Origin of the sequence: Phytohabitans houttuyneae (assembly GCF_011764425.1) — a bacterium.
GTDB classification, from domain to species: Bacteria; Actinomycetota; Actinomycetes; order Mycobacteriales; family Micromonosporaceae; genus Phytohabitans; species Phytohabitans houttuyneae.
This window is the reverse complement of sequence record NZ_BLPF01000001.1, coordinates 2,315,613-2,341,741: the sequence shown is the minus strand read 5'-3', so window position 1 is coordinate 2,341,741 and position 26,129 is coordinate 2,315,613. Positions and strand designations below refer to the sequence as shown.

Below are 26,129 nucleotides of genomic sequence, written 5' to 3'. Positions count from 1 at the left end.
GGCGGCCACGCCCGGCGTTAGGGTGGAGGCCATGAGCGCCGTACGTGCCCCACTCGTGCCAGGACAGATCTCGCCGTGGCGCCAGGTGCCCGCCAGCATTCCCCGCCCGGAGTACGTGGGGAAGAAGCGGCCCAAGGAGTGGCGCGGCTCGCACGTGCAGACACCCGAGACGATCGACAAGATGCGGATCGCCGGCCGGCTCGCCGCGCAGGCGACGCAGCTCGCCGGTGAGCAGTGCAAGCCGGGCGTCACCACCGACGAGATCGACAAGGTCGTGCACGAGTTCCTCTGCGACCACGGCGCCTACCCCTCGACGCTCGGCTACAAAGGCTTCCCGAAGTCGTGCTGCACAAGCCTCAACGAGGTGATCTGCCACGGCATCCCGGACAGCACCGTGCTCGAAGACGGCGACATCATCAACGTCGACGTGACCGCGTTCATCGGCGGTGTGCACGGCGACACCGACGCCACATTCCTGGTGGGCGAGGTGTCCGAGGAGGCGCGGCTGCTCGTCGAGCGCACCCACGAGGCGATGATGCGGGGCATCCGGGCGGTCGCGCCGGGCCGCCCGCTCAACGCGGTGGGCCGGGTCATCGAGGCATACGCGCGCCGCTTCGGGTACGGCGTGGTGCGCGACTTCACCGGGCACGGCATCGGCGAGTCGTTCCACAGTGGCCTGTACGTGCCGCACTACGACAACCCGCAGCTCGACGTGGTCATGGAGCCGGGCATGACGTTCACCATCGAGCCGATGATCACGTTGGGCACCCACGAGTACACGATGTGGCGGGACGGCTGGACGGTCGTCACCAAGGATCTGAAGTGGACCGCCCAGTTCGAGCACACGATCGTGGTGACCGACGACGGGTACGAGATCCTGACCCTGCCGTGACCGGGGACACGCCGGCCGCGCTCAACCCGGACCACCACGCCGACGTCTCCGGCGGCTGGCTGCGCCCGGCCGTGTTCGGCGCGATGGACGGCCTGGTCACCAACATCGCGCTGATCGCCGGCGTCGGCGGCGGCGGGGTCTCCGCGCGAAGCATCGTCCTCACCGGCGTGGCCGGGCTGGTGGCCGGCGCGATCTCGATGGGTCTCGGCGAGTACACGAGCGTGCGCACCCAGAACGAGCAGGTGGCCGCCGAGGTCGCCAAGGAGCGGCGGGAGCTGGAGCGGTTTCCGGAGGCGGAGGCGCACGAGCTGGTGCAGACCTGGACCGCCCGGGGCCTGCCGCGGGAGCTGGCCGAGGAGGTGGCCGCCGTCCTGCAGCGCAACCCGGAGGAGGCGCTGCGGGTGCACGCCCGCGAGGAGCTCGGCGTCGACCCGGACGAGCGCCCCAGCCCGTGGACCGCGGCCGTCTCCTCGTTCGTGTGCTTCTCGGTCGGTGCCCTGGTGCCGCTGGTCACGTACCTGCTCGGCTTCGAGCAGCTGTGGCTGGCGCTCGGCGTCGGCGGCGTGGGGCTCTTCGTGGCCGGCGCGCTCGTCGCCCGCTTCACCAACCGGTCGTGGTGGGGCAGCGGGCTGCGGCAGCTGCTGCTCGGCGCGGCGGCGGCCGGAGCCACCTACGTGATCGGCAGCCTGATCGGCGTCAACGCGGCCTGATCACGCGTCGAAGATCTGGCTCACCGTCGCGTCCACGGGGCGGCCGCGGTTGGCCAGCTCCTTGGCCTGGTCGCGCAGGATCATGCCGAGCTCGGTCATGTCGACGCCGGCCAGGCCGGTGCGCTTGACCGCGTCGGCGCTGTTGCGAAAGTACGTGCGGGTCAGCAGCCCCACCACCATCGACGCGGACAGGCGCGCCTCGCCGATCATCAGCATCGCGGAGTCCGTCTCGTACCACTGGGTGAGCCGCACCGCCCGCGCGTGCGCTGAGGAGGCCCGGCACCACGCCTCGCGCGCGAGCGTCGTGAACTCCAGCGACTTGGCCTCCGCCAGCCGGCCGAGGTGGGTGTCGCGGAGGCGCTCCAGCCACCCGTTCGGGTCGTAGATGGCGCGCGTCGTGACGTACCGGTCCGCGGCCACCGGCCACGACGTGGACAGGGTTCGGGCGTGCTGCAGGTACTCGTCGGCGGCCACCACGCCCAGGTCGACGAGGATCCCGTCCACCCGGCGGGTCACCGGCCGCGGCCCGGCTCCCGCCTTGTAGGTGACCACGACCATGTCGACGTCGCTGGTCTCGGTGTCGTCGCCGTGTGCCAGTGACCCGTGCACGCCGATCGCCAGCACACCGGCCGGATATCGGCGCCGGGCCGCGTCGGCCACCTGTTCCGCGACGACCCAGCGGGGATTCGCGAGATACGGGTTCGGCTCCGCCACGGCGATCATTCTCCGTCATCACCGTGTTCGTTTGGTAGCGCTAAGTTCACCTGGTTGGTCCGGCCCATCGCTTCATACGGACGATCGTGCCGGCCGGCGGGCCCGGGTGGGCCCGCCGGACGTATCTGTGGCACGAGTCCGGGAGCTACCGGGTCAGGTGGCGCGCCGGGCCTCGATCGGCAGCCGGGAGCGGGTGAGCAGGCCGGCGCCGAGCATCGCCACGAGCGGCACCACGCCGACGACCGCGAGGCTGCTCCACGGCACATCCACCGGGTACGACGGCTCGACCGGCCACCGGTCGGCACCGGCCTGGTTGTAGGCGTAGAGCACGGCGGCGGAGACGCCGAGCCCGGCGGCCACCCCCAGCACCGTACCGAGCCCGGCGATCACCCCCGACTGGCTCAGCGACAGCCTGCGCCGTACCCCCGGACTCGCGCCGACCGCCGCGAGCGTGGCCAGGTCGGAGCGGCCGTCGGCGGCGGCCAGGCCGGTGGCGATGCCGGCCGCGCCGAGCGTGATCACCCCGGCCGCCGCGGCGAGGATCAGCAGCGTCGGGTCGGAGTTGCGGTACGGGCCGCGCTCCACCGACACGTACAGCGCCTGGTCCAGCTCACGCAGCACGGCTGTGAGCCGGTCCTCCTCGGCCCGGGTGGGCGTCCGGCTGTTGGAGACCACGAGGCCGGCCGGGCGCTCGACGAACTTGGCCGCGGCGACCGCGCCGCTGGAGAAGATCACCGCGCCGTGCGCCGGCAGGCCGGTGGTGACCACGTGCGCGGGTACCACGAGGGTGGGGATCTTGTCGCGCTCCTGCGGCGTGGTGGTGCCGTCCCCCTGCCGCGCGTCGTAGATCTCCAGGGTGATCTTGCCGTTGACGATCAGGCGCGGGTCGCTGACCACCACTCCGCCCGCGGCCAGGGTCTCGCGGGCCTTGGCCAGGTCGTCGCCGGTCGCGCCGGTCAGCCCAGGCAGCGCGTCCGGCGTGGCGACCGACGCGCCGTACCCGACGCTGGACCAGCCGGAGGTCTGCGCGCAGCGCGGGTCCTGGCGGGCCTTGCGCTGGTCGGCGGCGCTGAGCGAGCCGGCCATCTCGGCGTACGGGCACACCCGCTCCGGGGGCATGCGCGGGTTGAGTCCACAGTAGACCTCATCCGGTGTGCCGGCGGGGCAGGCGATCTCGTTGATCGGGACCGTGGACACGACGGGGAACGTGTTGCGGACGAGGCTCGCCATGCGATCCATGTCCGGCACCCGCTGCGGCGTTCCCGGTTCCGCCGAGGGATGGCCGTACTGGACCTGAATGAGCGCGTTTCCGGTGGGCAGGCCGGCCAGGTAGTTGGCGTCGTTGCGCTCCTGGTCGGCGGTGAGCACCACACCGAGCGCGACGCTGCCCGCCACGGCCGCCATCACCGCGGCGATGGCCGGCGCCGAGGCCGCCCGGTTGCGGGCGGTGTCGCGCAGCGCGATGCGCGGCGCCAGCGGCAGGATCCGGCCGAACCGCGCCAAGAGCCCCACCAGGGCCGGCGTGCAGAGCACCAGGCCGATCTCGCCGACGATGAGGCCGGCCAGCACGAGGTTGATGTCCGTGCCGCGGGCGCCGATGAACGTCGCGGTCGCGCCGATCCCGGCCAGCGCGAGGCCGGCGACCAGCCAGCGCTTGCGCGAGCGGATGCTGCCGCGCCGCCCGGTCAGGGCCGCGACGACGTCGCCGCGGGCCGCGGTGAACGCTGGCACGATCGCGGCGAGCAGCCCGGTGCCGACGGCCAGCGCGGCGATGCCGGCGAGCGCGAGCGGAAACACGCGGTAGCCGCCGGCCCGGTAGTTGACCAGGTACAGCTCGACCAGCGGGCGGCTGAGGAACGCGGCCACCACGCCGATCACCAGGCCCGCGGCGGCGCCGAGCGTGCCCAGCACGATGCCGTCGGCGAGCACGATGCGGCGCAGGTGTGCCGGGGTACCCCATTGGCGGCGACAAGGCCGAGGTCGCGCCGGCGGCGGCGCGCGCCCACCGCGAAGGCCGGCCCGGCCAGCAGCACGATCTCCAGGATCGCCAGGCCGGCGACAAGGCCGCCGATCCCGATCGCCTCGGCGTCCACACCCGAGGAGCGGAACATCTCGGGCGTCTCCGAGGCCGGCGGCGGATGCAGGAACACGTCGCGGGAGAAGACGACCATGCCCCGCGCGTTGAGCTGCTTGACCTCGCCCCAGCTGACCGGGCCGGGTGCGTCCCAGAGCCAGCCGGTGCCGCTGCCCGAGGACATGGCGCCGCCGCCGGGTATGGCGTCGGGGAGGAAGACGACGTTTTCCGACAGGGAGGCGGGAAGCTCGACAAGCCCGGTGACCGTCCAGGACTTCGCGCGGTCGGCGCTCTGGATCGTGTCGCCGATGCCCGCGCCGAGCCGGTCGGCGGCTGCCGCGTTGATGGCGACCTCGCCGGCGTTCGCCGGTGCCCGGCCGTCGAGGAGGTCGACGAGGCCGGCGGCGAGCGGGTCGCGCACGTCGATCCCGCGGGAGTTGAGGGTGCCGATGCCGCTGGCGGTGCGCAGCTCGGTGTAGCTCTCCAGCGAGCGGATGATCCGGCTGCCGGCGGGCAGCGCGGCCAGGATCTCCTGCTCGGTACGGGCCGTCTGGTGCGGGTCACCTTCGGCGCTCCATCCGTCGCCGCGCGGGTCCTGCGCGACGGCGCCGTCGTACTCCCACAGCAGCCGGGCGTCGGCGGTGCCCATCTCGCGGTCCGCCCGCTCGCCCGGTCGCAGCTTGAACATGTCGTACGACGCCGCGGCGAACGTCAGCGCCAGCACCGGCAGCGCGATCATCGCGATCACCAGCGCCGAGCGGCCCTTGGCCCGGCGCGCTTCGCGCCGCGCGATGCGCAGCGCGGTCAGCCAGGAGTTCACGGAACCGGCTCCAGCAGCTCCTCGGGCTGGGCGAGCGGACCGGAGGTGTCCACGACGACGCCGTCGCGCAGGAAGACCACCCGGTCGGCCCAGCCGGCGTGCCGCGCCTCGTGTGTCACCAGCACGCCGGCGGCGCCCGCGTCGACCCGCGCCCGCAGCAGCCGCAGCACGGCCTCGCCGGTCTGCGAGTCGAGCGCGCCGGTGGGCTCGTCGGCCAGTACGAGGCGGCGGTCGCCGACAAGCGCGCGGGCGATCGCCACCCGCTGCTGCTGGCCGCCGGACATGTCGTCGGGGAAGCGGGGGCCGAGGTCGCCGAGGCCCACCTCGTCCAGGGCGGCCGCGGCGAGGCGGCGGGACTTGCGCACGCTCATCCCGTCCAGCTCCAGCGGCAGCGCGACGTTTTCCGCGGCGGTGAGGCTGGGCAGCAGGTTGAGGTCCTGGAAGACGTAGCCGACCGAGCGGCGGCGCAGCGCGGCAAGCTGCCGCTTGGAGAGCTCGCCGAGGAGCTTGCCCTCGACGTACACGCCGCCCTCGGTGGGGCGGTCGAGGCCGCCGGCGAGGTTGAGCAGCGTGGACTTGCCGGAGCCGGAGGGGCCCATGACGGCCATCAGCTCGCCGGGGCGCAGGCCGAGCGTGACGCCGCGCAGCGCGTGTACCGCCGCCGCGCCGCTGCCGTGGGTGCGGTGCACGTCGCGCAGTTCGAGGATCATGACGATGTCACCTCGCTGTGGTCGGGATCGAGCCGGTCGGCCGGGGAGGGCTTGGTGGATGGTGGCTTCGGCGCTGGTGGCGGATAGCGCATGAGGCTCGCCTCGCAGTGGTCCAGCCACCGGATCTCCGCCTCGGCCTGGAAGATCATCGCGTCGAGCACGAGCCGCCACGGCAGGTCGGCGGCGTCGCTGTCGCGGGTCTTGAGGCGGGTGTACTCCTGCAGCGCCCGCATCGTGGCGGTCCGCTGGGTCTGCACCACCGCGCGTACGTCGACGCCGGGCGTGGTGAGCGCCAGCGCGAGCTTGATCGCCAGCTCGTCACGTGGCCGGTCGGTACGGCTGATCGGCGTGGCGAACCACTGCGCCAGCTCGGTCCGGCCCGGATCGGTGATCTCGTACGGCCGCTGCCCCCGTCGTTTTCCGGCAGCGGGCGCACCAGGCCGTCCCGTTCCAGCCGGGACAGGGTCGTGTAGACCTGCCCGATGTTCAGCGGCCACGTGGTGCCGGTCGACTCTTCGAAAGCGGCGCGGAGCTGGTAGCCGTACATAGGGCCGCGCTCGAGCAGCGCCAGGAGACCGTGACGGATGGACATGGCTACCGAGTATGCATACTCGGTATGGAGTGGGCAAGACCCCCGAGGTCAGGTCACCCGGCCGGGGAAGGGGACCGTCGCCGGGCTGATCCCGGCGCGGCGCCGCCAGCGGGTGGCCCGGACCGCGCAGTCGGTGAGCGCGGCGAGGGCGCTGGCCCGGTCGTCCTCGGTGGTCTCCGGCAGGGCCGCCCGCCACACCGCGGCGGTGCGCTCCTCGATCTCGGTGGCCAGCTTGAGCGCGGCGGCCCGGTCGGTGACCGGGTACGGCAGCGTGTAGCTCGGTGCCGCGGGCGGTGGTGTCGTCCCGAGCGCGGTCAGCCGCAGCACCAGCGCGTCCCGGCGGGCGCGGTGCGTGGCCTCGGCCTGCCGGGCGTCGGCGGCCGACGCGGTGTCGAGGCGGACTCCGATCGGCCCGTACGCGAAGATCGCGGCGTGCTCGGCGTCGAGCGCGGTGGCCAGTGCCTCGGAGCTCATCGGACCACCTCCAGGTGTGTCGCGCGGGCCGCCGCGATCGAGCCGAGCAGGGCGGCCCGGTCGGCGGGCGCGGACTGGCAGGCCTGCGCTGCCGACTTCTGACCCTTCTGCTCGGCGCTGCGCAGCGCGGCGAGCGTGCTCTTCGCGTCGCCGGCCGGTGCCGAAGGGCTGGCGGAGGCGTCCGGGGAGGTGGACGGGGTTGGCCGCGGCGCCTTGATCACCTTGAACAGCGCGGCCGCGTGCTCCCGGTGTGCCTCGGCGACCGGCGCCAGCCGGCCGGCGAGCACCGGAAACGCGGCTATCGCGGCCTCGTGCTGGCCGGCGAGGGACAGCGCCTCGGCGAGCAGCGGAGCGAGCGGGTCCGGTGCCGGGGGTTGCGCCTTGTCCTCTTCGTCGCCGAAGAGGCCGCACCCCGAGATCGGGTACAGCGCGACGGCCCCCACCGCCGCGGCCAGCACTCCGCGGCGGGACGGCTGTAGATCTTCAAGCCTGCTCCGCACGGCCAAAGTCTGCCGTACGCCCGCCAGCGGCCGGTTACCCCACTCCCGGAAACCCCCGCGGTGGGTGACCGGGGGTGGAAGGTCGGTGCGGCGGCGGTCCCCAAAGCGCTCCGGCGCGTTACGCTCTGCGCAGCCACCGGACGCTCTTTGGTCCGGTGGCAAGGAGGCATGGCCGCCTAACCAGGCCCGAAAGGGTCTGACCGGGTGGCCCGAGTGACGGAGAGAGGTGCGCCTGATGACTCAGCGTGGTCGCACCACTCCACCCCGGAGCCCCGACGGCCGCCGCCGCCCGCCGGCGGGGGAGCGGAGCCCGCAGCCGCGGGTGTCCAAGGAACGGGTCGACGCCGTGGTGCGGCCGGTGGTGGCCGGCGCCGGTTACGACCTGGAGGACCTGGCGGTCTCCCGGGCCGGGCGCCGGCACGTGGTCCGGGTGACGATCGACGGCGATCGGGGCGTCAGCCTCGACGACATCGCCGACGTCTCGCGGGCCATCTCGGCGGCGCTCGACGCGGCCGAGGAGGCCGAGGGAGACCTGCTGCCCGGCGAGTACGAGCTGGAGATCAGCTCGCGCGGCGTGGACCGCCCGCTGACCCTGCCCCGCCATTGGCGGCGCAACGTGGGGCGGCTTGTCAAGGTGAGCGCGGCCGGCCGTCAGGTCACCGCGCGGATCAAGTCCGCCGGCGACGAGGGCGTAACGCTCGACGTCGACGGCACCGTCCAGGAGGTGGCCCACGCCGACCTCGGGCCCGGCCGGGTGCAGCTGGAGTTCACCCACTGGGGCGAGGTCGAGGGTGCGGATGAGGACGACGAGATCGACGAGGAGGACGAGGAGAGGTGAACATCGACCTCGCGGCGCTGCGCGCCCTCGAGCGGGAGCGGGAGATCCCGTTCGACACGATCCTCGCGGCGATCGAGACCGCGCTGCTGACCGCGTACCGCCACACGGAGGGTGCCGAGGCGCACGCGCGGGTGGAGATCGACCGGAAGACCGGCGCCGCGCTCGTGTACGCGCAGGAGCTGGACTCGGACGGCACCGTGGTGCGCGAGTGGGACGACACCCCCACGACTTCGGCCGCATCGCCGCGATGACCGCCAAGCAGGTCATCCTGCAGCGGCTGCGCGAGGCCACGGACGAGGTGCACTTCGGTGAGTACGTCGGGCGCGACGGCGACCTGGTGACCGGTGTGGTCCAGGCGCACGAGGCCCGCTCGGAGAAGGGCATCGTCACCGTCGACCTGGGCAAGCTGGAGGCGGTACTGCCGCACTCCGAGCAGGTGCCCGGTGAGATCTACGCGCACGGCCAGCGGATCCGCTGCGTGGTCGTGCACGTGGCCAAGGGCTTCCGCGGCCCGCAGATCACGCTGTCCCGGTCGCACCCCAACCTCGTGAAGAAGCTCTTCGCGCTGGAGGTGCCGGAGATCGCCGACGGCACGGTGGAGATCGCCGCGATTGCCCGCGAGGCGGGTCACCGCACCAAGATCGCCGTGCGCTCGGCCGCGTCCGGTGTCAACGCCAAGGGCGCCTGCATCGGCCCGATGGGCCAGCGGGTCCGGGCGGTGATGAGCGAGCTGCACGGCGAAAAGATCGACATCATTGACTGGTCGGAAGACCCCGCGCACTTCGTCGGCAACGCGCTCTCGCCCGCGAAGGCGCTGCGTGTGGAGGTCATCGACGCCGCTACGCGCACCGCCCGGGTGACCGTGCCGGACTTCCAGCTCTCCCTCGCGATCGGCCGGGAAGGACAGAACGCCCGGCTGGCAGCGCGCCTCACCGGCTGGCGGATCGACATCCGCCCCGACAACGAGCCGGCGCGCCCCGCCGGGGGCGATCATGCGACCGAGCCGGGCGGCGCGGTCGCCGAGGCGTAGGGGTAGACTCTCTGTTGGTACGGCGTGCGCGGCCGGTGCGCACCTGCGTGGGTTGCCGGCAGCGGACACTGGCCACCGATTTGCTGCGGGTTGTCGCGGTTCCCAGTGAGGCTGGCCACAGCCTCATGGCGGATCCGGGCCGTAGACTGCCGGGTCGGGGAGCTCACCTGCATCCTGATCCGGCTTGCTTCGCGCTGGCGGAGCGGCGTCGCGCTTTCGGGCGTGCGTTGCGAGTCACCGGTGTCCTGGACAGCGGTTCGCTGGCCGAGCACATCCGTGCGGTAGCCACTACGACCGGTCATCAGACCGGTCGGGGGTCGCAAAGAGCAAGGTAGGACGACCGACATGAGCACACGATGAAGTCGCTGAAATGACCAGGCTTCAAGTGCAGGAGTGAGGTCGCGCGGGTGCCGCCCGCACGACCTCGGAGTGAGGAGTGCAGTGGCAGGCAAGGCCCGCGTACACGAGCTTGCGAAAGAGCTCGGGGTCGAAAGCAAGACCGTGCTCGCCAAGCTGAAAGAAATGGGCGAGTTCGTCAAGTCCGCGTCGAGCACTGTGGAGGCGCCGGTCGCCCGGCGGCTGCGCGGTGCGTTCGTCGCACAATCGCAAGCCCCGTCGTCGGCTCCGGCCGCCCCGTCGGCTCCGGCTGCTTCGTCGGCGGCCCCCGCCGCCCCGGCCCCGGCGCCCCAGAAGGTCTCGGCACGTCCGGCACCGCCCCGCCGGTCTACACCGGCGCCGGCACCCGGGCCCGCGGCCCGACCCAAGAGCCCCGCCCCCAATCCGCCCCAGCCCGCCCCCGTCGCCAAGCCCGCGAGCGCCCACGACATCGAGGTCGCCGCGGCCGAGGAGCGTGCGGCGCGGCTCAAGCGCGACCAGGAGGCGGCGGTCAAGGCTGCCCAGCAGGCGGCCAAGCAGCGTGACACCGCGCGCCGGGAGCCCCCGGCCGACGGTGCGACCCGGCCCAAGCCCGGTCCGGGTGCGGTGCCACCGCGGCCCGGCTCCCCGGCTGCCGGTCGGCCCGCGCCTTCGTCGGCGCCGAGCCCGGGTGGTGCTGGCCGTCCCGGCCCGCGCCCGCCGCGCAGCGGTGGCAACAACCCGTTCGGCATCACGCCCAGCGGTCAGCGCCCCGCGGCCAGCGGCAGCGGTGGCCCCCGTCCCAACCCGGCCTCGATGCCACCCCGTCCCAGCCCGGCCTCGATGCCGCCGCGTCCGAGCCCCGCGTCCATGCCGACGCAGCGGCCCGGTCGTCCCAGCGGCCCCGGCGGTCCCGGTGGCGGCGGTCGTGGTCCCGGCGGTCCCGGTGGTGGCGGCCGTGGCGGTGGCGGTGGCGGCGGCTTCCGTAGCGGTGGCGGTCCCGGCGGCGGTGGCGGCGGTGGCGGCTTCCGTAGCGGTGGCGGTCCCGGTGGCGGTGGCGGCGGTGGCGGCTTCCGCGGTGGCGGCGGCGCCCCCGGTGGCGGCGGCGGTGGCTTCCGCGGTGGCGGTGCGCCGGCCGGTGCCGGCGGTGCCGGTCGCCCCGGTGGCGGCGGTCGCGGTCGCGGCGGCGGTGCGGCGGGTGCCTTCGGGCGTCCCGGCGGCAAGCCGACCCGCGGTCGGAAGTCGAAGAAGCAGCGTCGTCAAGAGTTCGACAACCTGTCCGCGCCGCAGATGAGCTCTGGTGCTCCGCGCGGTCAGGGTCAGGTCGTCCGGCTCTCGCGCGGCGCGTCGCTCTCCGACTTCGCCGACAAGATCAACGCCAACCCGGGTTCGCTGGTCCAGGAGATGTTCAACCTGGGCGAGATGGTGACGGCGACGCAGTCGGTCTCCGACGACACGCTGTTGCTGCTCGGTGAGCACCTCGGCTTCGACGTGCAGATCGTCAGCCCCGAAGACGAGGACCGCGAGCTGCTCGCGCAGTTCAACATCGACCTCGACGCGGCTGTCGACGAGGACCGGCTGGTCAGCCGGCCGCCGGTCGTGACCGTCATGGGTCACGTCGACCACGGTAAGACGAAGCTGCTCGACGCGATCCGCAAGACCAACGTGATCGAGGGCGAGGCCGGCGGCATCACCCAGCACATCGGTGCCTACCAGGTCATGGTCGAGCACGACGGCAACGAGCGGGCGATCACCTTCATCGACACCCCGGGTCACGAGGCGTTCACCGCCATGCGTGCCCGTGGTGCCCAGGTGACCGACATCGTCATCCTGGTGGTCGCGGCCGACGACGGCGTCATGCCGCAGACGATCGAGGCGCTCAACCACGCCAAGGCGGCCGAGGTCCCGATCGTGGTCGCGGTCAACAAGGTCGACAAGCCGGAGGCCAACCCGGACAAGGTGCGCCAGCAGCTCACCGAGTACGGGCTGGTGGCCGAGGAGTACGGCGGCGACACGATGTTCGTCAACGTCGCGGCCAAGCCCGGCATCGGCATCGACGAGCTGCTCGAGGCCGTGCTGCTGACCGCCGACGCGTCGCTGGAGCTCACCGCTCCGATCGACGGGCCCGCCCAGGGTGTTGCCATCGAGGCGCACCTCGACAAGGGCCGGGGTGCGGTGGCCACGGTGCTGGTGCAGAAGGGCACGCTCCGCGCCGGCGACTCGATCGTCGCCGGTGGGGCGCACGGCCGCGTCCGCGCCATGCTCGACGAAAACGGCAAGGCGGTCACCGAGGCGGGTCCGTCCCGTCCGGTGCTGGTGCTCGGCCTCACGGCCGTGCCGGGCGCGGGTGACACGTTCCTGGCCGCGACCGACGACCGCACCGTGCGCCAGATCGCTGAGCAGCGCCAGGCACGGCGGCGGGCGGCGAGCTTCGCCAACTCCCGTGGCCGGGTCACGCTCGAAAACCTCATGGAGCAGATCAAGGAGGGCGAGAAGACCACGCTCAACCTCATCCTCAAGGGCGACGTCTCCGGTTCGGTGGAGGCCCTGGAGGATGCGCTGTTCAAGCTCGACATCCCCGAAGAGGTTCAGCTCAAGATCCTCGACCGGGGCGTCGGCGCGATCACCGAGAGCAACGTCATGCTCGCCAGTGCCTCGTCCGAGGCCGCGACGATCATCGGCTTCAACGTGCGGGCCTCCAACAAGGTCCGTGAGATCGCCGACCGCGAGGGCGTGGAGATCCGGTACTACACGGTCATCTACCAGGCCATCGAGGAGATCGAGGCGGCGCTCAAGGGCCTGCTCAAGCCCGAGTACGAAGAGGTCGAGCTCGGCACGGCGGAGGTCCGCGAGGTCTTCCGCTCGTCCAAGGTCGGCAACATCGCGGGTTGTATCGTCCGGTCGGGCCTGCTGCGGCGCAACGCCAAGGCGCGGCTCATCCGCGACGGGGCCGTGGTGGCGGACAACGTCACGATCAGCTCGCTCAAGCGGTTCAAGGACGACGCGACCGAGGTCCGCGAGGGCTTCGAGTGTGGTCTGACGCTGCAGGGCTACAACAACATCCAGGTCGACGACATCATCGAGACGTTCGAGATGCGCGAGAAGACGCGTTCGTAACGCGAACGTGTGACAGGCGCCCCGCCGGCACCCGCCGGCGGGGCGCTTCGCGTCCGCCCAGTAAGTTCTCTGCGCGTGTATACCGGAACCGCTGTGTTTGACGTGCTCCTGCCGGGGGACTCACGTTCGTTGAAGGCCAAGCGCTCCTACGTGCGGCCGATCGTCGCCGCGCTGCGCAAGTTCGAGGTCTCCGCGGCCGAGGTGGGCGCGCTCGACCGGCACGGGCGGGCGGAGATCGGGGTGGCCGCGGTCGCCGCCGACGCCGGCCACGTGAGCGAGGTGCTCGACTCCTGCGAGCGGCTCATCGCCGGGCGCCCGGAGATCGAACTGCTGTCCGTGAGGCGCCGGCTACACGGCGACGAGGACTGATTTTGAGCTGCTCACACGGGTAATGTGCAGGGGTTGGCGGGTGTCTCCGGCCGCCAGGCCGGGTGCGCGCAAATGGAGCTTCCGGAGGTGGCGAGATGACGGACCCGGCCAAGGTACGCCGGCACGCGGAGCGGGTGCGGGAGCTGGTGGCGTCGGTGGTGCGCACCCAGATCAAGGATCCTCGCCTCGGCATGATCACCATCACCGATGCCCGGATCACCGCTGACCTGCGCGACGCCACGGTCTTCTACACCGTGCTCGGTGACGCCGCCGCGCAGGCGGGCACGGCGGCCGCCCTCGACAGCGCCAAGGGCCTCGTGCGCAGCACGGTGGGCAAGGCGATGGGGCTGCGCCACTCGCCGACCCTCACGTTCATCCACGACGACGTGCAGGACCACGCCAAGCACATCGACGACCTGCTCGCCCAGGCGCGCACGGCGGACGCCGAGGTGCAGCGGATCGCGGCCGGCGCGGAGTACGCGGGGGAGTCCAACCCGTACAAGGAAGAGTCCGATGAGGACGAGGCAGACGAGGCCGACGAGCCGGACGAGGCCGCGGACGATCCGCGGGACCGACCGTGACCTCCGTGGTGGAAGTGGCGGCCGCCGAGCCGACCGCCGCTGACTGGGCCGCGGCCGTGGCCGCCGTGCACGGCGTGCCCGCGGGCGGCACGGTGCTGCTGGTCTGCCACGTCAACCCGGACGGCGACGCGCTGGGCAGCATGCTCGGCACGGCGCTGGGGTTGCGGCGGCTGGGGATCACCCAGCTGCAGGCGACGTTCCCGGGCGCGACCCAGGGATCCCCCACCGGTGGCTACGGCGGGCCGCCCGAGGTGCCCGAGCCGTTCCGCTGGCTGCCCGGCCTCGACCTGCTGGTGCCGGCCGACGCGGCGCACCCGGCGCCCGACCTGTTCATCTGCTTCGACGCGGCCAGCGCCTCGCGGCTCGGCGCGCTCGTCGACCGGCTCCAGACGGCGGGCACGGCGGTGGTGCTCGACCACCACGCGTCCAACACCCGGTTCGGTGGCATCCACCTGGTCGACCCGGGTGCCGCGGCCACCTCGGTGGTGGCGGAAGGACTGCTCAGCCGCCTGGAGGTGCCGCTCGACGCGGAGATCGCCCAGTGCCTGTACGTGGCGCTGGCCACCGACACCGGCTCGTTCCGCTTCGACATGACCACCCCGGCGGTACACGAGATGGCGGCGCGGCTGCTCGCGACCGGCATCAGCCCCGGCGACATCTCCCGGCGGATCTTCGACACCCGGCCGTTCGGCGCGGTGCGGCTCTACGGCGACGTGCTGCAGCGCGCCCAGCTCGAGCCCGACGCGGCCGGCGGGGTGGGGCTCGTGTGGACGTACGCGACGCTGGACGACCTTGCTCGCCACGGCCAGAAGGCGTACGTGCTGGAGGCGCTCATCGACTCCGTACGGTGCGCCGCCGAGGCCGACGTGAGCTGTGTGATCAAGCAGGTCGGCCCGGCCGAGTGGGCGGTCTCGATGCGCAGCAAGGGCGCTGTCGACGTGAGCCGGGTGGCGGTGGCGCTGGGCGGCGGTGGGCACCGGCTGGCGGCGGGCTTCACCGGACGGGGTTCGGTGGAGGACGTGATCGGGGCCATCCGCGCGGAGCTGTGAGCCTGCTCCGGCAACTCAGCGTTTCCTGCTGCTACCCGTCCGTATCCCGGGAACCTAGCGCGCGTTCATCTGACTTAACGCTAACTTGGTTGACGTTGCGTACCGGCTCGCGCGTGCCGTTTCAACCATCGCCGCGCACGACCGGTGTTTGCCTCCAGGGTCAGACCGACCCGGGCTCGCGCCACTGCCGTTCCGGCGATCCCGGAGGGCTGTCTCGGCGCACCGCACGACCGCCCGCACGTGTGGGCGCGCGCAGTCGCGTGCCGCACACGCCCTGGAAGGACCCTTTCCCATGGCTTCCAAGCCCAAGCCGCAGAGCACCGAAGACGAGCGCGAGCAGGCCCGCCGCGCCCTGCAGACCTCCATGGACACGCGCCAGTAGACAGTCACCCCGCTTGAATGCCCTTGGCACCATTCGAGGGCATGCGGATCGAAGGCCCTGACGGCCGGCGGTGGTGGGTCGGCCGGCGCTGGTTGCCCTGGCGGCCCCGCGGCCGTGACATGGGCAAGAGCAGCTTCCCTGACGTGCCCGGTATCACCGGTGACGAGCCCATCGGGCTGCTGATCGCCATCGGCGTCGCCGTTCTGGTGGTCATCCTGCCGGTCATCCTCGTGGCCGCCGTCTTCGTGGCCGAGTGGCTCATCCTGCTCCTGCTGCTGCCGATCGTCACCTTGTTGCGCGTGGGATTCGGCATGCCCTGGACTGTCGTCGCCCGCACGTCGGGCGTCCGGTTCGCCGAGCAGGTCGCCGGCTGGCGCCTGTCCCGCGAGCTCATCGAGACCACGCGCGCCGACATCGCCGCACACGGTGAGCCGCGCTCGCTCGTCCGAGGTAAGCACCACTAGACGTTGCGGTCATTACGCGACGGGTGTCAGGATGGCGGGCGATGGCTCCGTACTCCCTGCGCCGCATCGCCGCCCTCGCCTGGCCCGCGCTGATCGTGCTTGCCGCCGAGCCGCTCTACGTGCTCGTCGACACCGCGGTCGTGGGCCACCTGGGCAGCGTCCCGCTGGCCGCGGTCGCGATCGGCGGCACCGTGATGTCGGTGGCCGCGTGGCTCGGCACGGTGATGGCCTACGGCACGACCGGCCGCTCCGCCCGCCGCTTCGGTGCCGGCGACCGTGCCGCGGCGGTGGCCGAGGGGGTACAGGCGTCGTGGCTCGCGTTCGGCGTCGGGCTCGCCCTGGCGGTTGTCGCGCAGGTGTCGGCCGGCCCGCTGGCCCGAGCCCTCGGCGGCGGTGACTCGGAGGTGGCCGGTGCCGCCGCGGACTGGCTGCGGATCGCGGCGCTGGGCGCGCCGGGCCTGCTCCTCGCCGCCGCCGGCAACGGCTGGATGCGCGGCGTGCAGGACACCCGGCGTCCGCTGTTCTACGTGCTCGGCGCCAACGTGCTCTCCGCCGTGCTCTGCCCGATCCTCGTGTACCCGGCGGGCCTCGGCCTGACCGGGTCAGCCGTTGCGAACGTGGTGGCGCAGACCCTCGCCGGCGTGCTGTTCGCGCGGGCTCTCGTCGCCGAGCGGGTGCCGCTGCGCCCGCGCCCCGCGGTGATCGGCCAGCAGCTCGTGCTCGGCCGCGACCTGCTGATCCGCGGCTCGGCGTTCCAGGCGTGTTTCCTGTCCGCGACCGCGGTGGCCGCCCGCTTCGGCACCGCGGTGGTCGCGGCGCACCAGATCACCGTGCAGCTGTGGTTCTTCTGCGCGCTCGCGCTCGATGCGGTGGCGATCGCCGCGCAGTCGCTGGTCGGCGCCGCGCTGGGTGCCGGGCACGACCGCGAGGCGCGCGACCTGGGGAAGCGGATCGCGCTGATCGGCGGCGTGTGCGGCGCCGGCTTCGCGGTGGTGATCGGGGCCGGCGCGGGTGTGGTGCCGGGCTGGTTCAGCAACGACCCGGCGGTACACGACCAGGCGATGGTGGCGTGGCCGTGGTTCGTCGCGCTGCTGCCGCTGGCCGGCGTCGTGTACGCCCTCGACGGCGTGCTCATCGGCGCCGGCGACGCCCGCTACCTGCGCAACGTCACGATCCTGGCCGCGCTGGGCGGCTTCCTGCCGGTGGTGTGGCTCGCCTACGCGCTGGACGCCGGGCTGGGCGGCATCTGGGCCGGGCTGTCCCTCTTCATCGTGTTGCGCCTGGTCACCTTGCTGGCGCGGATGCGTTCCGGCGCGTGGGCGGTGGTCGGCGCGGTGCGCTGAGCCCGGCCGCGGCGCCGTCTGGCAGGCTGGCGGCCGTGAGTGTGGACGGTCTGGTGATCGTGGACAAGGCCGGCGGCATGACGTCGCACGACGTGGTCGCCCGCGTGCGGCGGCTGGCCCGCACCCGGCGGGTCGGGCACGGCGGCACGCTCGACCCGATGGCGACCGGCGTGCTGGTCATCGGCGTGGGCAAGGCGACGCGCCTGCTGACGTTCGTGATCGGCTCGACAAAGGGCTACACCGGCACGATCCGGCTCGGGCAGACCACGGTCACCGACGACGCCGAAGGCGAGGTCGTGGCCACCACTCCCGCCGGCGACGTCACCGACGACGCGATCCGCGGCGGGCTGGCCGCGCTCACCGGCGAGATCGAGCAGGTGCCGAGCGCGGTCAGTGCGATCAAGATCGACGGCAAGCGGGCGTACAAGCGGGTGCGCGAAGGCGAGCAGGTCACGCTCGCCGCCCGACCGGTGACCATCTCGCGCCTCGACCTCCTGGCGATCCGGCGGCCGGCTCCCGACCTGGTCGACGTCGACGTGGAGGTGGCGTGCTCCTCCGGCACGTACGTGCGGGCGATCGCCCGCGACCTCGGCGCCGGCCTGGGGGTGGGCGGGCACCTGACCGCGCTGCGGCGCACCGCGGTGGGCGGCTTCACGCTCGCCGAGTCCTCCACATTGGAGGAGCTGGAGAAGGTCGCACCCGAGGTGGTCAACCTGCCCCTCGCGGACGCCGCCCGCCGGTTCTTCACGGCGCGGGAGGCCACTGTGGACGAGGCGAAGACGCTGTCGCACGGCGGGCCGCTGGACCGGGCCGGGATCGAGGGCCCTTACGCCGTCTTCGCCCCGGACGGCGCGCTGCTCGCGATCGTGCGGGAACGCGAGGGCCGCGCCCGCCCCGAGGTGGTCTTCACCGGCTCGTAACGCCGTCTTCCCAGGCGCTGCGCACCAGGCTGCCCGCGCCGAGCGTCGCCTCACCGAGCACCTCGGCGCTGCGGCGGTAGAGGTGCACCCGTACGTTTTCCCGTCCGGCCAGCTCACTGAGGTCGAGCGGTCCGCGGCCGTGGTGGTGCAGGGCCAGCACCGGGCCGGTTACCGCACGAAGGGCGCGCAGGTTCGGCGGGGTCGCGAAGTGCAGGGCGAGCCGGTCCAGGCGCGCCGGTACCGGAAGCGCCTCCTCGGACCAGCCGTCCGCGAGGTGGAGGTCGAGCCGGGTCAACGCGGGCAGCACCGCGGCGCCGAGCGGCTGGACGGAGGCGACGTGGTAGAGCGTGAGCATCTGCAGCGCGGCCAGCTCGGCACCGCCGAGGCGGTAGAAGCCGGGCGCGCCGATCGCCAGCTCACGCAGCGGCAGCTCGGTCAGCACGCGCACGTTCGTCACGTCGCCGGCCACGACCAGCGTCGTGAGGTCGGCCAGGCCGGCGAGGGGCGCAAGGTCCAGCGGTCCCGGTGCCGCGGCGACCTCCAGCGCCCGCAGGGCCGGCAGGTCGCGGACGAAGGCCACCCCGTCCGGCGATGCCGTGGCCACCGTCAGGTGGGTCAGCCGGCGCAGCCAGCGCAGTGCGGGCAGCAGGCGCGCGTCGTTGACGGTCAGCTCCCCGGCGTGCAGCGGTGAGTCGGCCAGGACGCGTGCGGCGTACTCCTGCGGGTCGAAGTGCGGCCAGGCCCGCACGAGCGCGTCCACGACGCTGTGCCGCGTGTCGGGGCCGAAGCGGGCCAGGAGCGGGAGCGCGGCCGGGTCGCCGGACTCGCGTACCGCCTCGATCGTGAGCACCTCGGCGTACTCGTTGTTGGGCACGGACGCCATCAGCAGGTCGATCGCGAACGGTCCGGCGCGACCGAGCGCCCGCGCCGCCGCCTCGCCCTGCGGCGGCACAAGCTTGGCGGTGGCGTCGCGGATGTTCTGTTCCAGCTCGGGGGAGCGCTCCGGCGAGGTCTCCAGGCAGGCGAGCGCGACAAGGCTCAGCAGGTCGCGGTGGGCGCGCGGGGTCTGGCGGTCGCGACCGCGTGCCAGCAGGCCGCCGAGCAGCGCCTCCCGGCCCGCGGCGCTCGCGTGACCGGCGGCCATGACCACGACCTCGTGCCACTGCGACTCGTGCGCGTGCGCCTGCAGCACGCCGAAGTCGCCCTCGTCGACCGCCTGCTTGGCGGCGAGGTACTCCTCGAACGAGCGGTGCACGAAGTCCACCCGGCCCTCGACCTGCTCGCGCAGCAGGCCGGTGCGCTCCAGCAGGACCCGGTAGACCTGCGCCGGCTCGGCCTTGACCTGGGGCATCGCCCGCAGCTTCGCGGCCAGCCGGTCGATCGCGTCGGCCCGCGCGGCGTCCGACCAGCCGTTGCGGATCAGCCAGTACGCGAGGTCGCTGAGCAGCAGCATCTGCTCGGTGCGCCCGACCACCGGCTGGGTCTCGACCCGGCGTTCCCGGTCGCGCCGCTCCAGGAGCATGTGCAGCGCGATCTCGTACAGCTCCATGCGGTTGCCGGGCAGCTGACCGCGCCGGTCCCGGTGCAGGGCGCAGAGGAGCGCGCACAGCAGCGGGTACCCGGCGAGCTGGCGCAGGTGCCGGTGGTGGTCGAGGGCGTTGAGCAGCCCTTCCTCCTGCTCGACGACCTCGGCGCGCTCCGGCTCGGTGGTGCATCCGCTGCGGATCGCCTCGTGCCAGCGGTGCGTGAACGCCCGTACCTGCGTGGGGGTCATCGGCTCGAGCTCCGCGGCCAGGAAGCCGGCCGCGGCCAGCCAGTCCTCGGGCGTCGCCGCCGGCCTGGAGGTGACCACGTAGCGGGCCCGCGGAAACGCGGCGATGAGGTCGGTCAGCCAGCGCTTGACCTCGTCTCGGCGGGTCTCGGCCAGCTCGTCCACGCCGTCGAGCAGCACGATCGCGCGGCCGGTGCGCAGCTGCCGATGCACCCAGCCCGGCGCCATTTCCAGCGCGATGTGCCGGCCGACCTCCTGCAGGAACGCCTCGGGCCCGGGCAGCTCGGAGGAGACGTACCGGCGCAGGGGCAGGAAGAACGGCACGGTGCCGTTCCAGGCGGCGAGCCGGTCCGGAAAGGAGTCACGGGCGCTGTGCACGGCGATCCAGTGCAGCAGCGTGGTCTTGCCGGTGCCGGCCTGGCCGCGGATGAAGAGCCGGTCGGACCGGGCCAGTACCCGCTCGACCTGGTCGGCGGCGAGCAGGTCGTCCGGCGCCCGCGCGGCCCGCGCGGTCAGGCTGAGGTACGCGACCGAGAGCGGGTAGCGCCGGCTGGACTCGGAGAGCGTCACGCCGAAGAACTCCACCTGGTCGAGCCGGTTGGCCACGAGCTGGCAGTAGTCGCGCTCGAAGTCGTGCGGTCCGCGCCGCTCGGGCAGGCGCTCCAGCACGGCGCCGATCTCGTCGAGGATCTGACGGTCGCGGCGCAGCAGCTCGGCCATCCCGGCGAGCCCGGCGCCGGGCAAGGCGTGCGCGGCCTCGATCGCGTACGCCGCGCACTCGCGCAGCACCAGGTCGTACAGCCGTACCGCGCCCTCCGCGAGCCCCGCGCGGACCGGTCGCCCGGGATCCTGGGCGCGCAGGTAGCGGTCCAGGTAGCCGGCGTCGAGGTCCTGCTTGAACAGGTCCTCCTCGGTGAGCGCGGCCTTCTCGAACGTCTCGCGCACGGCCAGGATCGCCGCCTCCTGCTCGTTGGGCGGCAGGTCGCGCAGCTCCCGGAGGGCGAGCAGGCGCTCGGCGACCAGCTCGGCGGCCTCCTCCCAGATGCGGTGGAAGCGGCGCCGCTCGCGGGCGCTGGTCAGCCGCTCGGCCGCCTGGTCGATCACGCTGGCGCCGCCTTCGGCCGCCATCCGGTGGTCGCCGAGCCAGACGCCGCAGGCGGCTCGCGCCACCGCCGCGCCGAGGGAAATCGCGGCAAGCTCAAGACCGGGCACGCGCCGAGGGTGCCACAGACACAGTGATGACGCACACGCGCTGGTGGCGGCACCATCCGGCCTAAGCTGTCGGCATGGAGAGGTGGCGGGGGTACAACGCGGTGCCCAGCGGGTTCGGGCGTTCGGTGGTCACGATCGGCGTGTTCGACGGTGTCCACAGGGGACACCAGGCGACCATCGGGCACGCGGTGAAGCGGGCCCGTGAGGCCGGCCTCCAGGCGGTGGTGTTGACCTTCGACCCGCACCCGTCCGAGGTGGTCCGGCCGGGCACCCACCCCGCGGTGCTCACCGAGCCGCGGCGCAAGGCGGAGCTGATCGCCGAGCTGGACGTCGACGTGCTGTGCGTGGTGCCGTTCACGCTGGAGTTCTCCCGGCTCTCGCCCGAGGCGTTCGTCCACGACGTGCTTGTGGAGCACCTGCACGCGGCCGCGGTCGTCGTGGGTGACAACTTCCGCTTCGGCCACAAGGCGGCCGGCGACGGGGCGCTGCTGCGCGAGCTGGGCCGCCGGTGGGGCTTCGCGGTGGAGGACTCGCCGCTCGTGGCCAGCGGTCACACGGTCTTCTCCTCGACCTACATCCGGGCCTGCGTGGCCGCCGGCGACGTGGCCGCGGCCGCCGAGGCGCTCGGCCGCCCGCACCGGGTGGAGGGTGTGATCGTCCGGGGCGACCAGCGTGGCCGCCAGCTCGGCTTCCCCACCGCCAACTTCCTCACCGGCACTCACACGGCGGTGCCGGCCGACGGCGTGTACGCCGGATGGGTGATCCGCGGCAGTGAGCGCCTGCCGGCCGCGGCCTCGGTCGGCACCAACCCCACCTTTTCGGGTGAGGACCGGCGGGTGGAGGCGCACATCCTGGACTTCGACGGCGACCTCTACGGCGAGCGCCTCGGCCTTGATCTTGTCGCCAACCTGCGCGGCCAGGTGAAGTACGACGGGGTCGAGCCCTTGATTGCCCAGATCAAGGAGGATGTGGCCCAGACCCGGACACTGCTCCGCAAGTAGCGTCCCACGGGCTGGTAGTGTTACCGGGACGTCGTGTTACGACGTTCTGTTCGGTGTGCCTGCACGACGCCGCGGGCCCGGACTGGGACAAGCCCACAGAACAGGGAGAAAATGGCGCTCGACCAGCAAGCAAAGGCCAAGATCAGGGAAGAGTACGCGACTGTCGAGGGGGACACCGGTTCCCCGGAAGTGCAGGTCGCGGTGCTCACCAAGCGGATCGCCGAGCTCACCGAGCACCTCAAGGTGCACAAGCACGACCACCACAGCCGTCGTGGTCTGCTGCTTCTGGTGGGTCGTCGCCGCCGCCTCCTGAACTACATGGCGAAGAAGGACATCAACCGCTACCGGTCGATCATCGAACGGCTCGGTTTGCGGCGGTGAACTGACGGGGGAGCGGCGCGAGTCGCTCCCTCACCACAAGAGGGGCCCGGGAGCGGATCGACGCACCGGTCCTCGGTAGTGGCCCCCGGGCCGCCGCACGCCGGCCCCGGGCGCTTCGATCGAAGACCGGCCCGTCTGAGCAGCTCCCACGGTTGTGGCCCCCACGATCGAAGAGGAGTGCGTCCAGAACATGACCGAGCACAACAGCCTCGGCAACCAGAAAAGCACCGCAGTGATCGACAACGGGTCGTTCGGCACCCGTGAGATCACCTTCTCCACCGGCCGGCTGGCCAAGCAGGCCGCCGGCTCGGTGATCGCCCAGCTCGGCGACACCGTCGTCCTCTCCGCGACGACCGCGAGCAAGCAGCCGAAGGAGCAGTACGACTTCTTCCCGCTGACGGTCGACGTCGAAGAGCGCATGTACGCGGCGGGTCGGATCCCCGGCTCGTTCTTCCGGCGCGAGGGCCGGCCCAGCGAGGACGCGATCCTCACGTGCCGCCTGATCGACCGGCCGCTGCGCCCGAGCTTCGTCAAGGGCCTGCGCAACGAGGTCCAGGTCGTCGAGACGGTCCTGGCGCTCGACCCGGCCCACCCGTACGACGTGGTGGCGATCAACGCCGCCTCGCTGTCCACCAAGCTCTCCGGCCTGCCGTTCTCCGGCCCGATCGGTGCTACGCGGATGGCGCACGTCGACGGCCAGTGGGTGGCGTTCCCGACCCACGAGGAGCTGGCGCGGGCCACGTTCGACATGGTCGTCGCCGGCCGGGTCCTGCCCGACGGCGACGTCGCGATCATGATGGTCGAGGCGGAGGCCACCGAGCACACGGTCGGCCTTGTCGCGGCTGGCGGCACCGCCCCGACCGAAGAGGTCGTCGCGGGTGGCCTCGAGGCGTCCAAGCCGGCGATCCGCGAGCTGTGCCGCGCGCAGAGCGAGATCGCCGAGTCGGCCGCCAAGCCGGTCGCCGAGTTCCCGGTCTTCCTCGACTACCAGGACGACGTCTTCGAGACGGTCTCCAGCGCGGTCCGCGGTGAGGTCACCGAAGCGCTGAAGATCGCCGGCAAGGCGGAGCGCGAGGAGGCCCTCGACCGCATCAAGGACAAGGCGTTCGAGGTCGTCGCCCCGCAGTACGAAGGCCGGGAGAAGGAGATCTCCCCGGCGTTCCGCTCGCTGGTCAAGTCGGAGGTGCGCACCCGCGTGCTCCGCGACCAGGTGCGCATCGACGGCCGCGGCCCGCGCGACATCCGGCCGCTGACCGCCGAGACCGAGGTGCTGCCTCGGGTGCACGGCTCGGCGCTGTTCGAGCGGGGCGAGACGCAGATCCTCGGCGTCACCACGCTCAACATGCTCCGCATGGAGCAGCAGCTCGACACGCTGTCGCCGGAAAAGCACAAGCGCTACATGCACAACTACAACTTCCCGCCGTACTCGACGGGTGAGACCGGCCGCGTCGGCGCCCCCAAGCGCCGCGAGATCGGCCACGGCGCGCTGGCCGAGCGGGCGCTGATCCCGGTGCTGCCCAGCCGCGAGGAGTTCCCGTACGCGATCCGCCAGGTCTCCGAGGCCCTCGGGTCCAACGGTTCGACCTCGATGGGTTCGGTCTGCGCCTCGACCATGTCGCTGCTGTCCGCCGGCGTGCCGCTCAAGGCGCCGGTCGCGGGCATCGCGATGGGTCTGATCTCGGACGAGGTCGAGGGCAAGACGCAGTACGTGAGCCTCACCGACATCCTCGGCGCCGAGGACGCGTACGGCGACATGGACTTCAAGGTCGCCGGCACGCGGGAGTTCGTGACCGCGCTCCAGCTCGACACCAAGCTCGACGGCATCCCGTCCGACGTGCTTGCCGCCGCGCTGCAGCAGGCCCACGACGCGCGGCAGACGATCCTCGACGTGATGCAGGAGGCCATCGAGGCGCCGGCCACGATGTCCGAGTACGCGCCGCGGGTCACCACCGTCAAGATCCCGGTTGACAAGATCGGCATGGTGATCGGGCCGAAGGGCCAGACGATCAACGCGATCCAGGACGAGACCGGCGCCGAGATCTCCATCGAGGACGACGGCACGATCTACGTCGGCGCGACCAACGGCCCCTCGGCCGAGGCCGCCGTCGAGCGGATCAACGCGATCGCCAACCCGACGCTGCCCAAGGTGGGCGACAAGTTCCTCGGCACGGTGGTGAAGACGGCCGCGTTCGGCGCGTTCATCTCGCTGCTGCCCGGCCGCGACGGCCTGCTGCACATCTCCAAGGTGGGCAACGGCAAGCGGGTCGAAAAGGTCGAGGACTACCTCAACGTCGGTGACAAGGTCGAGGTGCAGATCGCCGACATCGACCAGCGCGGCAAGATCTACCTGGACAAGGTGCGCGCCGAGGGCGAAGAGGCCCCGGCCGAGGCCGACGGTGGCGACCGGCCGCCGGCTCGCGGTGGCGACCGGGGTCCGCGCGACCGCGGTGACCGCGACGGCGGCGACCGTGGCCCGAGCCGCGGCGAGCGCGAGGGTGAGGGCGACAGCGAAGGCGGCCCACGCCGGCGCCGGCACCGCCGCTGATGACGCTGGACAACAGGGACGGGGGCAGTACGGTACGACGTACCGTGCTGCCCTCGGGCCTTAGGGTGCTGACCGAGGCGATCCCGTCGATGCGGAGCGTCTCGTTCGGCGTGTGGGTCGGCATCGGCTCCCGCGACGAGGCACCCGAGCAGGCCGGCGTGTCGCACTTCCTGGAGCACCTGCTCTTCAAGGGCACCGAGCGGCGCAGCGCGCTGGACATCTCGGCCCAGATCGAGGCGGTGGGCGGCGAGACCAACGCGTTCACCACCAAGGAGTACACCTGCTACTACGCGCGGGTCCTCGACGAGGACCTGCCGCTCGCCATCGACGTGATGTGCGACCTGGTCTCCCACTCGGTGCTGGATGCGGCCGACGTGGAGACCGAGCGCGGCGTGATCCTCGAAGAGATCGCCATGCACGACGACGAGCCCGGCGACGAGGTGCACGACGTCTTCGCCGAGGCCGTCTACGGCGCGCACCCGCTGGGCCGGCTGATCTCCGGCACCGCCGAGACGATCGCGCCGATGACCCGCGCGCAGATCGAGGGCTTCTACCACGACCGGTACCTGGCACCGTCCATTGTGGTCGCCGCCGCCGGCAACCTCGACCACGACGTCGTGGTCGAGCTGGTGCGGAGCAACCTCGACCTGGCCGGTGGGGGCACGCCGTCGCCGCTGCGGCCGGTGGCCGCCGTCCCGACACAGGCGCCGGACACCGTGGTACGCGGTAAGGACACCGAGCAGGCGCACCTCGTGCTCGGCTGCCCCGGCATCGGGCGGCTCGACGAGCGGCGGTTCGCGCTCGGCGTGCTCAACAACGTGCTCGGCGGCGGCATGTCCAGCCGCCTGTTCCAGGAGATCCGGGAAAAGCGTGGCCTGGCGTACTCGGTCTACTCGTACTCCAGCCAGTACGCGGACACCGGCCTCTTCGCGGTCTACGCCGGCTGCGCGCCGGGCAAGGTCGACGAGGTGCTGGAGCTGACCCGGGCCGAGCTGGCGGAGGTGGCGGCGAAGGGCTTCACCGAGGCGGAGCTGGCCCGCGGCAAGGGCATGTCCAAGGGGTCGTACGTGCTGGGCCTTGAGGACACCGGCTCGCGGATGAGCCGGCTGGCCAAGGGCGAGCTGCTGTACGGCGGGGTGCTTTCCGTCGACGAGCTGCTCGCCCGCGTCGACGCCGTGACCCTCGACCAGGTGAACTCACTTGCCACCGATCTGCTGACCCGACCCACCTCGCTGGCGGTTATTGGGCCGGTATAGGGGCATTTTGGTGCCCTGATCGTGGTCTAT

Annotated in this window: 22 protein-coding genes and 2 pseudogenes; 16 read left to right on the top strand and 8 right to left on the bottom strand. The window is 72.6% G+C overall.

The genetic code is table 11. From position 1 onward, the window contains the following. Nucleotides 1-31 precede the first annotated feature (31 nt). Nucleotides 32-892, top strand: a complete 861-nt coding sequence (gene map, locus Phou_RS10275) for a type I methionyl aminopeptidase (protein ID WP_173055663.1) — start codon at nucleotides 32-34, stop codon at nucleotides 890-892. After that, nucleotides 889-1,602 (top strand): VIT1/CCC1 transporter family protein, encoded by a 714-nt coding sequence (locus Phou_RS10270; protein ID WP_173055661.1) that lies wholly within the window; start codon nucleotides 889-891, stop codon nucleotides 1,600-1,602. The genes map and Phou_RS10270 overlap by 4 nt, the downstream gene beginning before the upstream one ends. On the opposite strand, the gene Phou_RS10265 is transcribed toward Phou_RS10270, so the two are convergent. From Phou_RS10265 to Phou_RS10235, 7 genes and pseudogenes are all read right to left on the bottom strand, one after another. After that, nucleotides 1,603-2,316, bottom strand: a complete 714-nt coding sequence (locus tag Phou_RS10265) for a nucleotidyltransferase domain-containing protein (protein ID WP_246273472.1) — start codon at nucleotides 2,314-2,316, stop codon at nucleotides 1,603-1,605. Between the two features lie 153 nt (nucleotides 2,317-2,469). Continuing rightward, nucleotides 2,470-4,245 carry an FtsX-like permease family protein gene (locus Phou_RS10260; protein WP_173055657.1) on the bottom strand — a complete coding sequence of 592 codons (1,776 nt, stop codon included), beginning with the start codon at nucleotides 4,243-4,245 and terminating at the stop codon, nucleotides 2,470-2,472. Beyond that, nucleotides 4,191-5,210, bottom strand: a complete 1,020-nt coding sequence (locus Phou_RS10255; protein WP_173055655.1) for a hypothetical protein — start codon at nucleotides 5,208-5,210, stop codon at nucleotides 4,191-4,193. The genes Phou_RS10260 and Phou_RS10255 overlap by 55 nt, the downstream gene beginning before the upstream one ends. Further along, nucleotides 5,207-5,920 carry an ABC transporter ATP-binding protein gene (locus Phou_RS10250; RefSeq protein ID WP_173055653.1) on the bottom strand — a complete coding sequence of 238 codons (714 nt, stop codon included), beginning with the start codon at nucleotides 5,918-5,920 and terminating at the stop codon, nucleotides 5,207-5,209. Before Phou_RS10250 ends, Phou_RS10255 begins: the two co-directional genes overlap by 4 nt. Further along, a pseudogene (locus Phou_RS10245) lies at nucleotides 5,917-6,512 on the bottom strand (PadR family transcriptional regulator). The gene Phou_RS10250 and the pseudogene Phou_RS10245 overlap by 4 nt, the downstream one beginning before the upstream one ends. Before the next feature lie 48 nt (nucleotides 6,513-6,560). Beyond that, nucleotides 6,561-6,986: a ferritin-like domain-containing protein gene (locus tag Phou_RS10240; protein WP_173055651.1), complete on the bottom strand. Its 426-nt coding sequence runs from the start codon at nucleotides 6,984-6,986 to the stop codon at nucleotides 6,561-6,563. Continuing rightward, nucleotides 6,983-7,486 (bottom strand): hypothetical protein, encoded by a 504-nt coding sequence (locus Phou_RS10235; protein ID WP_173055649.1) that lies wholly within the window; start codon nucleotides 7,484-7,486, stop codon nucleotides 6,983-6,985. The genes Phou_RS10240 and Phou_RS10235 overlap by 4 nt, the downstream gene beginning before the upstream one ends. Nucleotides 7,487-7,721: 235 nt before the next feature. Between Phou_RS10235 and rimP the strand changes: the two genes are divergently transcribed. The 10 genes and pseudogenes from rimP (at nucleotide 7,722) to truB (ending at nucleotide 17,933) form a co-directional block, all read left to right on the top strand. Next, nucleotides 7,722-8,324 (top strand): ribosome maturation factor RimP, encoded by a 603-nt coding sequence (gene rimP, locus Phou_RS10230; RefSeq protein ID WP_173055647.1) that lies wholly within the window; start codon nucleotides 7,722-7,724, stop codon nucleotides 8,322-8,324. After that, nucleotides 8,321-9,354 (top strand): annotated as a pseudogene (nusA, locus tag Phou_RS10225) (transcription termination factor NusA). The gene rimP and the pseudogene nusA overlap by 4 nt, the downstream one beginning before the upstream one ends. Before the next feature lie 35 nt (nucleotides 9,355-9,389). Continuing rightward, the gene (locus Phou_RS10220) at nucleotides 9,390-9,689 is read left to right on the top strand and encodes a YlxR family protein (RefSeq protein WP_371872100.1); all 300 of its coding nucleotides are present in this window, start codon (nucleotides 9,390-9,392) and stop codon (nucleotides 9,687-9,689) included. Nucleotides 9,690-9,795: 106 nt separating this feature from the next. Continuing rightward, nucleotides 9,796-12,825 carry a translation initiation factor IF-2 gene (gene infB, locus Phou_RS10215; RefSeq protein WP_173055643.1) on the top strand — a complete coding sequence of 1,010 codons (3,030 nt, stop codon included), beginning with the start codon at nucleotides 9,796-9,798 and terminating at the stop codon, nucleotides 12,823-12,825. A gap of 75 nt (nucleotides 12,826-12,900) precedes the next feature. Further along, nucleotides 12,901-13,194 carry a DUF503 domain-containing protein gene (locus tag Phou_RS10210; protein WP_173055641.1) on the top strand — a complete coding sequence of 98 codons (294 nt, stop codon included), beginning with the start codon at nucleotides 12,901-12,903 and terminating at the stop codon, nucleotides 13,192-13,194. Nucleotides 13,195-13,289: 95 nt separating this feature from the next. Next, nucleotides 13,290-13,775 (top strand): 30S ribosome-binding factor RbfA, encoded by a 486-nt coding sequence (rbfA, locus tag Phou_RS10205; protein ID WP_173055639.1) that lies wholly within the window; start codon nucleotides 13,290-13,292, stop codon nucleotides 13,773-13,775. Continuing rightward, on the top strand, nucleotides 13,772-14,824 hold the full coding sequence (locus Phou_RS10200) for a DHH family phosphoesterase (protein ID WP_173055637.1): 1,053 nt from the start codon (nucleotides 13,772-13,774) through the stop codon (nucleotides 14,822-14,824). The genes rbfA and Phou_RS10200 overlap by 4 nt, the downstream gene beginning before the upstream one ends. Before the next feature lie 423 nt (nucleotides 14,825-15,247). After that, on the top strand, nucleotides 15,248-15,670 hold the full coding sequence (locus tag Phou_RS10195) for a hypothetical protein (RefSeq protein WP_173055635.1): 423 nt from the start codon (nucleotides 15,248-15,250) through the stop codon (nucleotides 15,668-15,670). Between the two features lie 41 nt (nucleotides 15,671-15,711). Continuing rightward, nucleotides 15,712-17,013: an MATE family efflux transporter gene (locus Phou_RS10190; protein WP_173055633.1), complete on the top strand. Its 1,302-nt coding sequence runs from the start codon at nucleotides 15,712-15,714 to the stop codon at nucleotides 17,011-17,013. 35 nt (nucleotides 17,014-17,048) lie between these two features. Then, nucleotides 17,049-17,933 (top strand): tRNA pseudouridine(55) synthase TruB, encoded by an 885-nt coding sequence (gene truB, locus Phou_RS10185; protein ID WP_173055631.1) that lies wholly within the window; start codon nucleotides 17,049-17,051, stop codon nucleotides 17,931-17,933. Here the strand turns inward: truB and Phou_RS10180 are convergent. Further along, the gene (locus tag Phou_RS10180) at nucleotides 17,920-20,916 is read right to left on the bottom strand and encodes an NACHT domain-containing protein (RefSeq protein ID WP_173055629.1); all 2,997 of its coding nucleotides are present in this window, start codon (nucleotides 20,914-20,916) and stop codon (nucleotides 17,920-17,922) included. The two genes, truB and Phou_RS10180, sit on opposite strands and share 14 nt — an antisense overlap. Before the next feature lie 74 nt (nucleotides 20,917-20,990). Between Phou_RS10180 and Phou_RS10175 the strand changes: the two genes are divergently transcribed. From Phou_RS10175 to Phou_RS10160, 4 genes are all read left to right on the top strand, one after another. Then, nucleotides 20,991-21,917, top strand: coding sequence for a bifunctional riboflavin kinase/FAD synthetase (locus tag Phou_RS10175; RefSeq protein WP_173055626.1), 927 nt, complete (start codon nucleotides 20,991-20,993; stop codon nucleotides 21,915-21,917). 111 nt (nucleotides 21,918-22,028) lie between these two features. Then, the gene (gene rpsO, locus Phou_RS10170) at nucleotides 22,029-22,298 is read left to right on the top strand and encodes a 30S ribosomal protein S15 (protein WP_173042930.1); all 270 of its coding nucleotides are present in this window, start codon (nucleotides 22,029-22,031) and stop codon (nucleotides 22,296-22,298) included. A gap of 190 nt (nucleotides 22,299-22,488) precedes the next feature. Further along, a complete protein-coding gene (locus Phou_RS10165) occupies nucleotides 22,489-24,843 on the top strand; it encodes a polyribonucleotide nucleotidyltransferase (protein WP_173055624.1) in 2,355 nt (784 codons plus the stop codon). Beyond that, nucleotides 24,843-26,099 (top strand): M16 family metallopeptidase, encoded by a 1,257-nt coding sequence (locus tag Phou_RS10160; protein WP_173055622.1) that lies wholly within the window; start codon nucleotides 24,843-24,845, stop codon nucleotides 26,097-26,099. Before Phou_RS10165 ends, Phou_RS10160 begins: the two co-directional genes overlap by 1 nt. Nucleotides 26,100-26,129: the final 30 nt, after the last annotated feature.